This window comes from Dietzia sp. JS16-p6b, from assembly GCF_003052165.1.
Lineage (GTDB): Bacteria > Actinomycetota > Actinomycetes > Mycobacteriales > Mycobacteriaceae > Dietzia.
On record NZ_CP024869.1, the window covers coordinates 1,177,394 to 1,189,617 of the forward strand.

The following is a 12,224-nucleotide window of genomic DNA, read 5'->3' on the forward strand; positions in this document are numbered from 1 at the left end:
TGTGCGCCCCCGAGAGGATTCGAACCCCTGACCAGCCGGGTAGAAACCGGATGCTCTATCCACTGAGCTACGGAGGCCTGCGACGCCCGCGTCCGGCGTCGCCGGAAGGATGATAGCCGATCCGGGGGTGTGCGCCGCAGCCGCGAATCGGCCCGTGGCGATCGGGTTAATACGATGGTGGCCATGACGTCGTCCAAGTCGACACCCGCCCGCGCCGGAACGCTCACGACCCGCAGCGTGGTGCCCGTCGTGATCCTGCTCGCGGTGGTGGCCGCCGCGGTGGTGATCCCGCTGTCGGGCATGTCCACGGAGGTGGCGCTCGCGCTGGTGGGCGTGCCGGACCCGGGCGTCCTCACCACGGCCGGGCTCCCGGCGGTCCGAGCGGTGGGCGAGCTGCTCGCCGCGGTGGCGGTGGGGACGGCCCTGTTCGCGGCGTTCTTCACCCCGCCCCAGAAGGACAAGACCCTCGACGTGGACGGGTACCGATCGCAGCGGATCTCCTCGTGGGCCAACATCTCGTGGGCGGTGGCCGCGGCTCTGCTCATCCCGCTGACCCTGTCGGACGTCTCCGGCCGCACGTTCTGGGCGGCGCTGCCTCCGGACCAGTGGATCGTGGCGATCAACCAGATCGACGTGGCCTCGTCCTGGCGGTGGGCGGCGGTGATCGCGCTGGTGGCCGGGATCGGTCAGCGGCTCACCGTGAGCTGGCGCTGGTCGGTGATCTGGTTGGGCGTGTCGGTGCTCTCGCTCCTGCCGGTGGCGGCCACGGGGCACGCCTCAGGGAGCACCGCGCACGACATCGCCACCAACTCGCTGATCATCCACCTGTTCGCCGCCGCGTTCTACGTGGGCGGGCTGGTCGCCGTGCTGGCCCACACCATGCGGGGCGGCTCCCGCGTGGCCCTGGCCCTGCGCCGCTACTCGGTGGTGGCGACCATCGCGATCATCGCGCTCGGGTTCTCCGGCATCATCAACGCGCTCGTGCGGCTGCACCCGGCCGACCTGTTCTCCTCCACCTACGGGCTGCTCGTGGTGTCCAAGGCGCTCCTGCTGGTCCTGCTCGCGCTGTTCGGCCTGGCCATCCGCCGCCGGATCATCGCCAGGATCGAGTCCAGATCGGCAAACGCTCCCGTCGACCGGCCGACCCTGGTGCGGATAGCGCTGGTCGAATCCGTGGTGATGGCGGGCACGATCGGGCTCTCGGTCTCGCTCGGTCGCACCCCGCCGCCGGCGCCGCTGTACGTGCCCACTCGCCAGGAGGCGCTCCTGGGCTTCGAGCTCCCCGGGCCGTTCTCACTCGGCACCGTGTTCGGGGTGTGGCGCTTCGACCTGGTGCTGGGCCTGGCCGCGGTCATCCTGCTGAGCCTGTACGTGTGGGGCCTGATCACACTGCGTCGCCGCGGTGACACCTGGCCGGTGGGCCGAACCGTGGCCTGGGTGCTCGGCTGCGTGATCCTGTTCCTCACCACCAGTTCTGGCATGGGGATGTACATGATGGCCGACTTCGCCAGCCACATGGTGGGGCACATGCTCATCTCGATGCTCGTGCCGGTGCTCCTCGCACTCGGCGGGCCGCTGACCCTGGCGTTGCGGGCGCTCCCGGCCGCGGGGCGTGGGAACCCGCCCGGGCCCCGTGAGTGGATCGTCGAGTTCATCAACAACCCCCTGTCCCGCTTCCTCACCCACCCGATCGTGGCCTCCGTGCAGTTCGTGGCGGGTTTCTACATCATCTACTTCGGCGGGTTCTACGAGGGCCTGGCCTCAGAACATCTGGGCCACATGTTCATGAACGTGCACTTCCTCATCAGTGGGTACCTGTTCTACTGGGTGATCATCGGTGTCGACGCCGCACCGCGGCACTTCTCGCCGCTCTACAAGCTCATGGTGCTGCTCAGCTCGCTGCCGTTCCACGCCTTCTTCGGCATCATGCTCATGAACTACAAGACCGTGCTCGCCGAGAACTGGTACGGCGGGATCGGACTGCCCTGGATCCCGGATCTCCTTCAGAGCCAGCAGGTCGGCGGCGGAGTCGCGTGGGCGGCGGGGGAGATCCCGCTGTTCATCGTCATGTTGGCCCTGGCGTGGCAGTGGTACCAGAGCGACATGCGGGACGCCCGGCGCGGCGAGCGCCAGGCCGAGCGTGACGACGACGCCGAGCTCAAGGCCTACAACGAGATGCTCAGCGCGATGTCCCGGGCGGACCGCAAGTCCTGAGGGGCGACCACCTCGTCGTCGTCGGGCCCGCTTCTGCACACCCTGCCCGTCCCTCCACAGACCAGGCGCCGCGAGCGGCGCGACCGGGATTCGACGACGACGAGGTGGGGCACGCTCTGGGGCACGAGGCCGACGCACGGTCGGCCCGAGTGTGACAGGAGCGAGACCATGAACGAGACCCACACCACCGTCCGCGGAACCGTGATCACCGCCCCCACCACCCGCCGGGTCGGCGAGGACTCGGTCCTCTCCTTCCGGGTGGCCAGCAACACCCGCTACCAGGACCGCGACACCGGGGAGTGGAGGACGGGCGGCACGCTGTACTTCTCGGCCAATTGTTGGGGCAGGCTGGGCCAGCGGGCGTCCGGGACGCTGGTCAAGGGCGACGGCATCATCGTCCAGGGCCGCCTGCTGACCAACGAGTACGAGAAGGAGGGCAGGATCCAGCGGGATCTGGAGATGCGGGTCACCGCACTGGGACCGGACCTGTCCCGGATGGACGTGACGATGCGCAGGGCCCAGACCGAGGGATCCGGGCCGGCTCCCGAGGGGGAGGGGCCGGGCCGTCCGCAGGAGGCGGCGGGCGCGCCGGACGCCATGGAGATCGGGTCCCGCGACGCCGGCGAGGCGCCGGAGGGGCACGCGGCCGCCAGCGGGTTGGCGGGGGCCGGCCGGATCTGAACCCGAGCGGCCGCGGGTAGCCCCTCCGCCGGGCTCACCGGGGCTGCGGGCGGGCACGTAACATGGGGTCGTGCCCGCGGCCCGGCTGCGGCGAGGTGAATTATTTCCGCAGGTGAGAGGGTAGAATGGCCGAGTTTATCTACACCATGAAGAAGGTCCGCAAGGCGCACGGGGACAAGGTGATCCTCGACGACGTGACGATGTCCTTCTACCCCGGTGCGAAGATCGGCGTCGTGGGCCCCAACGGCGCGGGTAAGTCCTCGATCCTCAAGATCATGGCCGGCCTGGATCAGCCCTCCAACGGCGAGGCGTTCCTCGACCCCGAGGCCAGCGTCGGCATCCTCATGCAGGAGCCGGTGCTCGACGAGAGCAAGACCGTCAAGGAGAACGTCGAGGACGGCCTCGGCGAGACCATGGTGCAGCTCCGCCGGTACAACGCGGTGGCCGAGGAGATGGCCACCGATTACACCGACGAGCTCATGGAGGAGATGGGGCGGCTGCAGGAGCAGCTCGACGCGGTGGACGCCTGGGACGTGGATTCCCAGATCGAGCAGGCCATGGACGCGCTGCGCTGCCCGCCGGGCGACTCTCCCGTCACCCACCTGTCCGGTGGTGAGATGCGCCGCGTCGCGCTGTGCAAGCTGCTGCTGAGCAAGCCCGATCTGCTCCTGCTGGACGAGCCCACCAACCACCTCGACGCCGAGTCGGTGCTGTGGTTGGAGCAGCACCTGGCCGCCTACCCGGGCGCCGTCCTGGCCGTCACCCACGACCGTTACTTCCTCGACCACGTGGCGCAGTGGATCTGTGAGGTCGACCGCGGCAAGCTGCACCCCTACGAGGGCAACTACTCCACCTATCTGGAGAAGAAGGCCGAGCGCCTCGAGGTGCAGGGCAAGAAGGACCAGAAGCTGCAGAAGCGTCTCAAGGCCGAACTCGAGTGGGTCCGCTCCGGCGCCAAGGCCCGCCAGTCCAAGTCCAAGGCGCGTCTGGCCAAGTACGAGGAGATGGCGGCGGAGGCCGAGAAGCACCGCAAGCTGGACTTCGAGGAGATCCAGATCCCCACCCCGCCGCGGCTGGGCAACGTGGTGGTCGAGGTCGACAATCTCCGGAAGGGCTTCGACGACCGCGTGCTGATCAAGGATCTGTCGTTCACGCTGCCGCGTAACGGCATCGTCGGCGTGATCGGCCCCAACGGCGTGGGTAAGACCACCCTGTTCAAGACGATCGTCGGACTCGAGGAGCCGGACGCCGGTTCCGTCCGGGTGGGAGACACGGTCAAGCTGAGTTACGTCGACCAGTCCCGCGCGAACATCGACCCCGAGAAGTCCGTGTGGGAGGTCGTGTCGGAGGGCAACGACTTCATCGAGGTCGGGCAGAACGAGATGCCCTCGCGCGCTTACGTGAGCGCCTTCGGCTTCAAGGGCCCGGACCAGCAGAAGAAGGCCGGCGTGCTCTCGGGCGGTGAGCGCAACCGATTGAACCTGGCCCTGACCCTCAAGGTCGGCGGCAACCTGATCCTGCTGGACGAGCCGACCAACGACCTGGACACCGAGACCCTGGGCAGCCTCGAGAACGCCCTCGAGGACTTCCCCGGCTGCGCCGTGGTGATCTCGCACGACCGCTGGTTCCTCGACCGCACCTGTACCCACATCCTCGCGTGGGAGGGGAACGTCGCAGAGGGGCAGTGGTATTGGTTCGAGGGCAACTTCGAGGGCTACGAGCAGAACAAAGTCGATCGCCTCGGCCCGGACGCCGCCCGCCCGCACCGGGTCACCCACCGCAAGCTCACCCGGGACTGACGCAGATGGGATCGCACGCCGCGCCCGAGACGCGGACCCCCGGCGAGGTCCACCGGGTCCACATCCCGCTTCGCATCGCGGACTTCGTGGGACAACACGTCAACAATGTGCGGTTCCAGGAGTTCTCCCAGGACGCCAGACTGATGTGGTTCCGGGACAGGTTCGGCGTGCCCGGGTCGCGGGTGCCGATCGCGCTGGCACGGTGGATGGAGATCGACTTCCGCCGCGTCATCGGGTACGGCGCCACGAGCGTCTGGGTCGACGTGGAGGTCCTGCGGGTCGGGCGCACGTCCTTCACCATGAGGACCTCGATCGGTTCGGACTCCACGGGCCCGGAACCGTGTGCGGTCGTCGACACCGTCCTGGTGGTGACGGCGCCGGACGAGACCACGACACTCGAGATCAGTCCCGAGGAGCGCGCGGCGTTACTCGGCGGGAGCGAGGAGGCGAGATGAGTCCCGGTGATCAGACCCCGGACCGGGGGACGTTCCGTTGCACCCTGCAGGTGCGGTGGGCGGACTTCGACCAGTTCGGGCACGTCAACAACGTCAAGTACATCGAGTACGCACAGGAGGCCCGGATCCTGTTCGTCCGCAGCAGGTTCGGCCCGTTCGGTCTGGGCAACCTGCCGCAGGTCGTCCGCCGGGTCGAGATCGACCACCTCCGCCCGGTCCTGCGGGACTCGACGTCTGTGGACGTCGAGATCGAGGTCGAACACGTCGGGACCACCTCGTACCAGATCCGGCAGACGATCTTCGACGCCGCGGGGGAGATCTGCTGCGCGCTGCGCGTGGTGATGGTCGCCTACGACGCGTCGACCTCTACGGCCGTGGAGATACCGACAGGGGTGCGACACGTCCTCGAGGCAGCGCACCAGCGGGCGGCGATCACCGACGAGAGGCCCTCGGAGTGACCGAACAGCTCGTCTACGAGGCCGGGGGACCCCTCGGAATCTCGGGTGAGCCGGGACGCCGCGTGTTCACCGCGGCGCTGCCCGTCCGCTGGTCGGACCAGGACCTCTACCATCACGTCAACCACGCGCGGATGATCACGCTCCTCGAAGAGGCCCGGATCCCGTGGCTCTTCGAGGAGGGCATCCCCACCGCGACGCTCACCGCCGGCGCCGTGATGACCGAGCTCGCCGTGAGATACCGCGGTCAGGTCACCCGCGCTGACGGCCCGATCCGGGTCCGCATGTGGTGCGAGAAGGTCGGCGCGGCCATGTTCGTCGCCCGTCACGAGGTCCGCGGGCGCGCCACCCCGGACTCGGCGCCCCCGGCGGTGGAGTGCACGTCCACGATCGCGGCGTTCGACCTCGCCACCCAGCGGCCGCGCCGGTTCACCCGGGACGAGCGGGAGCATCTGATGCAGTTCCGTCACGGAGATCCGGCGTGACCATGCCGGTGCGCGGCGGTGGAGGGGGCGAGGCGATCGCGGTCCCCGACCCCGCCGACAGGGACGACCTGCGGACCCTCCTGCGCCGACTGCTGCGGCTCGACGAGGCGGCGGTGGTGCGGTTGACCAGCGGTGACGACGGCAGGATGCGCGTGTGGTCCCGGACGCCCTTCGGCGCCCTGGTGGTCCGCGCGGTCGGTGGGCACTGCCCGCGGGGCGACGTGGTGTGTGGAGCCGACCACCTGCTCACCGAGTTCGATCTCCTGCCGCGCGGCGACGCCGAGGGACGCGTCGATCCCGGGATGCCCCTCACCTCCTCGTGGCAGGGGCTGCTCCCGCCCACCGACGGGTTCCAGATGGTCGAGGCGATCCCCGCGCAGGTGCTGCTCGATCTCGCCGAGTCCGGGCGCGATGCGGCCCGGGAGAGCGCGGGGCCGGCCGGTCTGCCGCCCTCCTTGCTGGACCAGGACGTGCTCACCGTCCGCGCGGACACCGACAGCCCCGTGGCGGTGGACATGCGGACGGTGTTCTCCATGGTGATGTGCGGCTTCGTCCCCGAGCGGGCCGGCCGCGCACCGGAGGGCGAACCGGTGAGGGTGAGTGAACGCGGCGCGTGGCTACGCCTGGATGCCCGCTACGGCACGGCCTACCGCAGGACCGACGCACTGACCCTCGAACCGCGATGACGCCCCCGGGGTTCTCGGTCTCGTGGCCCGGGAGGGGCGAGCCCGAGATCCCGGGAGAACACGGGCCGGTGCCCGAGCTCGCCGAGGCGTTCCCTGATGCCGGCGGACAGGTCACCGGGGTCGTCCTCTGCGGTGACGGGGGCAGGATCGCCGAGGTCGGTGACGTGCTGGACGGTCTCGGTCTGCAGGCCACACGCGCGGCGCAGCTGGTGTATCTCGACCCGCCCTACAACCGCGGCGGCAGCTTCGACGGGTACCACGACAACATGCCCCGCCATCGCTGGCTGGGATACATCGAGCGCCGACTGGTGGTGTCCCGCGAGCTCCTCGCGGACACCGGCACCGTGTGGGTACACCTCGACGACGCCGAGGCCCACCGCGTCCGCTGCGTGCTCGACGAGGTGTTCGGCCCGGACGCCTTCATCGCCGACCTCACCGTGGAGAGCAACCCCAAGGGGCGTCAGCTCGACAGGTTCTTCGCCGGCTCCCACGACCGACTCATGGTGTACGCGCGGGACCCCGAACGCGTCCGCCTGTCCGGCGGGGTGGCCTCGGCGGTGGACCCCTCCGACTTCCCGCACACCGCCGAGGACGGGGTCGCCTACCGGTTGCTACCCCTGCGCAACACCAACAAGAGATTCAACCCGCGCACGACGCCCACCATGACCTACCCGCTCTACGGCGACCCGGAGACCGGCGAGGTCTCCGTGGACCCCGCGCCCGGGCTCACCGAGATCCTCCCGGTGTTCGGAGATCTCAGCCCGGCCGTCTGGCGCTGGTCGCGCGAGCGGGCGGGGGAGCGCGGCGACGAGCTGGTGTGTCGGACGGTGCGGGGCCGGGCCGGGCCACGGGTCGACGTGTACCAGCGCGACCGGCACGAGGCGGGCCGCATCAAGAAGCTCAGGACCGTCTGGCTGTCCCAGGAGGTCGGGTCCACCGACACAGCGCGCGCGGAACTGCGCAGCGCGGGGGTCGACGGTTTCCGTACCCCCAAGCCCGAGGCGCTGATGCGGCGGATCGTGGAGCTGGCGTCCGAGGCGGACGACCTGGTGGTGGACCTGTTCGCCGGCTCCGGGACCACCGCCGTGGCGGCCCGCGACCTGGGCCGTCGCTGGGTGGTGGTGGAGCGCAACCCGGACACGGTCCGCGACGTGATCCTGCCGCGGTTGCGAGTCGGCGGGGCGTGACCGAGCCGGTTTCCGTCCCGGTTCTCGTCCACTAGCGGGGTCGTAGCCACACCGCGGTGTCCGGCGGCAGGATCTCACCTGCCCGGGTGTGCGAGTCGAGGGGTCCGGAGGCGAGGATGACCTCGCCCTCGGGGAGCGGTACCGATCGCTCCGAGGCGTTGAGCGCACACACCACCCCGTCGTCGCGGCGGAACGCCAGGCACCCGGACGGCGCGCCGTACCACTCGACCGCCGCTGTGCTCGGGCCCCGCAAGGTCCGCCGGGTCTCGATGGCGGCCCGATACAACGACAGGGTGGAGTCCGGGTCCTCGAGCTGGGCCTCCACTGTCAGTGGGCCCCAGTCGCCCGGCATGGGGAGCCAGGTCCGATCGGCGGTCGAGAAACCGTAGGGAGGCCGGGTGCCCTCCCACGGCAGGGGGACGCGGCAGTGGTCCCGCCCCATCTCCGCGTGACCGCTGCGTTCCCAGGTGGGGTCGGTCAACCGGTCGTGGGGGATCGAGAAGTCGCTCGGCAGCCCCAGTTCGGACCCCTCGTAGATGAAGGAGATCCCCGGCAGGGCCAGTTCCACCAGCAGCATCGCCCGGGCCCGGGCGATGCCGAGGGCGCCGTTGCCGTATCGGGTCACCTCGCGCACGACGTCGTGGTTGGACAACGCCCAGGTGGGGGCGGAGTCGGCGATCCGGGAGGCCTCGAGCGTCGCCTCGATGGCCTCGCGCACCGCGCCGGCCTCGAAGGGCGCGCCGGTGAGCGGGAAGTGGAACGCGAAATGTAGCTCGTCGGGGCGCAGGTACCGGGCGAACCGGTCGGCCGGGCCCACCCACACCTCTCCGAAGGTCGCCGCGCCCGGGTACTCGTCGACGACCGCACGGATCCGCCGGTGGACATCGTGGACGCCGGGCCGGTCCCATCGCGCGTCGCGCTCGTCGACGACGAGTTGGGCGATCTCCACGTCGTCAGGCAGGTCGGCCAGGTCGTCCGGTTTGGCCAGACCGTGCGCCACGTCGATCCGGAACCCGTCGACCCCCAGGTCGAGCCAGAAGCGCAGGGTCTGCTCGAGGTCGTCGCCCACGTCGGGGTGCGACCAGTCCAGGTCCGGCTGCTCGGGCGCGAAGAGGTGCAGGTACCACTGCCCGGGCGTCCCGTCCGGTTCGGTGATGCGCGTCCAGGCCGGCCCACCGAACACCGAGGGCCAGTTGTTGGGCGGCCTGGAGCCGTCGTCACCGAGGCCGTCGCGGAAGAAGTAGCGCTCGCGTTCCGGACTGCCCGGGCCGGCCCCCACCGCCGCCGCGAACCACGCGTGTTCGACGCTCGTGTGATTGGGCACCAGGTCCATGATCAGGACCATCTGCGCGGCGTGCAGCGCCTCCACCAGTCGCCGCAGCGTCTCGACGTCACCGAACAGGGGGTCGACGTCCCGCGGGTCCGAGACGTCATAACCGTGGTCGGCGCCGGGGGACCTCATGATGGGGGACAGCCACACCCCGTCCACTCCCAGCAGTTCCAGGTAGCCGACGTGGTCGATCACCCCCTGTAGGTCGCCGTAGCCGTCCCCGTCGGCGTCGGCGAAGGAGCGCGGGTAGATCTGGTAGAGGACCATGTCCTCCCAGGGCCGCGTGGAGTGGGCCGGCGACGTCACATGCCCTCCGGGGTGTTGACCATCATGGCGGCGGCGCGGGTGAAGTACTCGACCATCGCCGCCCGGTGCTCGTCGTCCAGGGTCTCGCGGTCGATCGTGTCCACCGCGGCGAGCATGTGGGTGAGCCAGGCGTCATGCGCCGCCCGGTCGACACGGAACGGGTTGTGGCGCATCCGGAGTCGGGGGTGGCCGCGCTGCTCGGAGTAGGTGGTGGGGCCGCCCCAGTACTGCTCCAGGAACATCCGCATGCGGTCCTCGGCCGGACCCAGGTCCTCCTCCGGATACAGCGGCCGCAGCACCGGGTCGTCCGCGACCCGCAGGTAGAACTCGTGGACCAGCGCCCGGAAGGTCTCCGCGCCGCCGATCTCGTCGTAGAAGGTAGTGCCGCTCATGCCCCCCATCATGCCCGTGGGATCCGCCAGGGGGACCGATCCCACCACCCGTCGGCCCCGGTCGCCGGGGGCGACGCGGGCGAGGCGGCTGACCTGTGCGCGGCGATAGCACACGAAGTGTTCATCGAGGGTGCATCATCGTTGCAGGCGAGGTTCACTACGGACCCGGTCGCTGATGGTGGACTGGGCACGGGCAGATGAGTGGAGACCGACCATGGGCACAGCCGTGCGCGAGAATTCGGAGTACCGACAACCGGGGTCACGAGCCCCCGTTCGACTCGAACGCGTCCCCGACCCGCACGTCCCGCTGACCGCCGCGCCGCGGGTCCTCCTGCTCAATGCCGGTTACGAGGCCCTCACAGCCCTTCCCGCTCGTCGCGCCGTGGTGATGCTGCTCGGCGGCAAAGCGGTGGTGGTCCATGACCACCCGGACGAGATCCTGGTCCGATCGGTCGACACGGCCGTCCGCGTGCCCTCGGTGATCATGCTCCGCGAGTACGTCCGCATCCCGTACCGTGCGCAGGTGCCCATGACGCGGGCCGCCCTGATGCACCGCGACTCCCACCGGTGCGGGTATTGCAACGCGCGCGCGACCACCATCGACCACGTGATCCCGCGCAGCCGCGGGGGCGCACACGAATGGGAGAACTGTGTGGCCTCCTGCGCGCCCTGCAACCACCGCAAAGCGGACAAGCTCCTCTCCGAGCTGGGATGGGAGCTCCGGGTTCCGCTGGTGGCACCGAGGGGCCGGACGTGGCGGCTCGTGTCCCAACTGCGCGAGATCGGCCCGTACTGGGAGGACTACCTGTACCTCGACGCCGCCTGAGGGCCATCCGGCACGTGCCCGCGGGCCCGACCACCGAGGTGGTTACGGTGTGAGGTATGCCTGATTCTCCGCTTACTGCCGACAATGCGTCCGCCGGGGCCCGGTCGGTCGGAACGACGGCGGAGCATCACGCTCGATGAGTCTGTGGGAATCGGTCCTCCTGGGAGCGATCCAGGGACTCTTCATGTTCATCCCGGTGAGCTCGTCCAGCCACCTGGTGCTGGCGCAGCAATGGCTGGCGGCCGAAGGGTCGCCTCTGCCCGCGCCGGACACCCCGGAGATGATCCTCTACAACCTGGTGGTGCACCTCGGCACGATGGTCTCCGTCGTCGTGGTGATGTGGCGACCGCTCACGCGCCTGCTCAACGGCATCTGGCGCGAACTGGGGCTGTGGCGTCGCAGGCGCACGCTGCGTCACCTGATCCATCTGCGGCTCGCGCTGCTGGGCCTGCTGACCACGGCGATCACCGGGGTCCTGGGGCTGGTCATCCGCGCCTACGGCACCGACGTCTTCGTCACGCCGTGGGCTGTGGCGCTGATGCTGCTGATCACCGGCGTCGTGCTCTGGTGGTCGGACTCGGTCAAGACGACCTGGCGCGGGGCCACCCAGATGACGGTGCTGGTCGCCGTGGTGATCGGTGTCGCCCAGGCGGCGGCGCTCTTTCCCGGCCTGAGCCGGTCTGGGCTGACCATCGCCGCGGCGCTGGCTCTGGGTATGCACCGGCCACTGGCAGCGCAGTTCAGCTTCTTCGTCGCCATACCCACCATCCTCGCCGCCACCGGCGTGCAGTCGCTGAGCCTGCTCGATCCCGCCGCCTTCGACGGCGGGCTCTCGCTCGGGTGGCAGGACTACGTGCTGGGATTCGTGGTGGCCGCCGTCGTCGGTGCGGGAGCGCTGTGGTTGGTGCTACGGCTGCTCTATCGCGGGCATTTCCGGGTCTTCGCGGTGTACGTGGTGGCCCTGGCGCTGTTCGTCCTGATCACCCAGCCGGACTTCGGTGACGCCCCGCCGGTGGATCAACTGCCGCTCGATCAGGATCAGGTCGCCCTTCACCACCAGTGAGCTCCGGTGCGACTGCCGGGGGTCAAGTCCGTGGGGAGCCCCGCGCGCAGGGCAGCACCCCACGGCAGCACCCGGGCCGCTCGACCCCAGACCCGTGATCGCGCGGCCTCCGGGCGTCCTGACCAGCCCGTCTGTTATCGTCCACAGTGGAACCGACCGCATCCGGCTTCCCTTGACGGGGACGATCGGATGCCAGGGAACCCGGTGAGATTCCGGGACTGGCGCGCAGCGGTGTGGGGTACCGAACCGACAGGATGCCACTGGAATTCGTTCCGGGAAGGCGTCGGGGAGGGCTGATCCCGAGTCCGAATACCTGTCGGTTCCGCGACATCCGAGCGAACCTCG

12 protein-coding genes, 1 tRNA gene and 1 riboswitch are annotated in these 12,224 nt (G+C 69.9%); of the genes, 10 read left to right on the top strand and 3 right to left on the bottom strand.

Features of this window, described 5'->3' with window-relative positions; all coding sequences use genetic code 11:
* Positions 1-4: 4 nt before the first annotated feature.
* Positions 5-77, bottom strand: a tRNA-Arg gene (locus tag CT688_RS05320).
* A 106-nt stretch (positions 78-183) separates the two neighbouring features.
* On the opposite strand from CT688_RS05320, the gene CT688_RS05325 reads away from it, so the two are divergent.
* From CT688_RS05325 to CT688_RS05360, 8 genes are all read left to right on the top strand, one after another.
* Entirely contained in the window at positions 184-2,214 is a 2,031-nt protein-coding gene (locus CT688_RS05325; RefSeq protein ID WP_107758019.1) for a cytochrome c oxidase assembly protein, read from the top strand.
* 168 nt (positions 2,215-2,382) lie between these two features.
* Positions 2,383-2,895 carry a single-stranded DNA-binding protein gene (locus CT688_RS05330; RefSeq protein ID WP_107756050.1) on the top strand — a complete coding sequence of 171 codons (513 nt, stop codon included), beginning with the start codon at positions 2,383-2,385 and terminating at the stop codon, positions 2,893-2,895.
* Between the two features lie 125 nt (positions 2,896-3,020).
* Positions 3,021-4,694: an energy-dependent translational throttle protein EttA gene (ettA, locus tag CT688_RS05335; protein ID WP_107756051.1), complete on the top strand. Its 1,674-nt coding sequence runs from the start codon at positions 3,021-3,023 to the stop codon at positions 4,692-4,694.
* Positions 4,695-4,699: 5 nt separating this feature from the next.
* Positions 4,700-5,149 (top strand): thioesterase family protein, encoded by a 450-nt coding sequence (locus CT688_RS05340; protein ID WP_107756052.1) that lies wholly within the window; start codon positions 4,700-4,702, stop codon positions 5,147-5,149.
* Entirely contained in the window at positions 5,146-5,607 is a 462-nt protein-coding gene (locus CT688_RS05345; protein WP_107756053.1) for a thioesterase family protein, read from the top strand. Before CT688_RS05340 ends, CT688_RS05345 begins: the two co-directional genes overlap by 4 nt.
* Entirely contained in the window at positions 5,604-6,089 is a 486-nt protein-coding gene (locus tag CT688_RS05350) for a thioesterase family protein (protein ID WP_182613722.1), read from the top strand. The genes CT688_RS05345 and CT688_RS05350 overlap by 4 nt, the downstream gene beginning before the upstream one ends.
* Before the next feature lie 2 nt (positions 6,090-6,091).
* The gene (locus CT688_RS05355) at positions 6,092-6,775 is read left to right on the top strand and encodes a hypothetical protein (RefSeq protein ID WP_107758021.1); all 684 of its coding nucleotides are present in this window, start codon (positions 6,092-6,094) and stop codon (positions 6,773-6,775) included.
* Positions 6,772-7,962: a site-specific DNA-methyltransferase gene (locus CT688_RS05360; RefSeq protein WP_107756054.1), complete on the top strand. Its 1,191-nt coding sequence runs from the start codon at positions 6,772-6,774 to the stop codon at positions 7,960-7,962. The genes CT688_RS05355 and CT688_RS05360 overlap by 4 nt, the downstream gene beginning before the upstream one ends.
* A gap of 31 nt (positions 7,963-7,993) precedes the next feature.
* On the opposite strand, the gene CT688_RS05365 is transcribed toward CT688_RS05360, so the two are convergent.
* Both CT688_RS05365 and CT688_RS05370 read right to left on the bottom strand, forming a co-directional pair.
* Positions 7,994-9,559, bottom strand: a complete 1,566-nt coding sequence (locus CT688_RS05365) for an alpha-amylase family glycosyl hydrolase (RefSeq protein ID WP_370446353.1) — start codon at positions 9,557-9,559, stop codon at positions 7,994-7,996.
* A 35-nt stretch (positions 9,560-9,594) separates the two neighbouring features.
* On the bottom strand, positions 9,595-9,990 hold the full coding sequence (locus CT688_RS05370) for a globin (protein ID WP_107758022.1): 396 nt from the start codon (positions 9,988-9,990) through the stop codon (positions 9,595-9,597).
* A gap of 214 nt (positions 9,991-10,204) precedes the next feature.
* Here CT688_RS05370 and CT688_RS05375 point away from each other — a divergent pair, with 214 nt between their 5' ends.
* The gene (locus tag CT688_RS05375; protein WP_107756056.1) at positions 10,205-10,816 is read left to right on the top strand and encodes an HNH endonuclease; all 612 of its coding nucleotides are present in this window, start codon (positions 10,205-10,207) and stop codon (positions 10,814-10,816) included.
* Between the two features lie 136 nt (positions 10,817-10,952).
* Positions 10,953-11,879, top strand: a complete 927-nt coding sequence (locus CT688_RS05380; protein WP_107756057.1) for an undecaprenyl-diphosphate phosphatase — start codon at positions 10,953-10,955, stop codon at positions 11,877-11,879.
* Positions 11,880-12,025: 146 nt separating this feature from the next.
* A riboswitch (cobalamin riboswitch) is annotated at positions 12,026-12,215 on the top strand.
* Positions 12,216-12,224 lie beyond the last annotated feature (9 nt).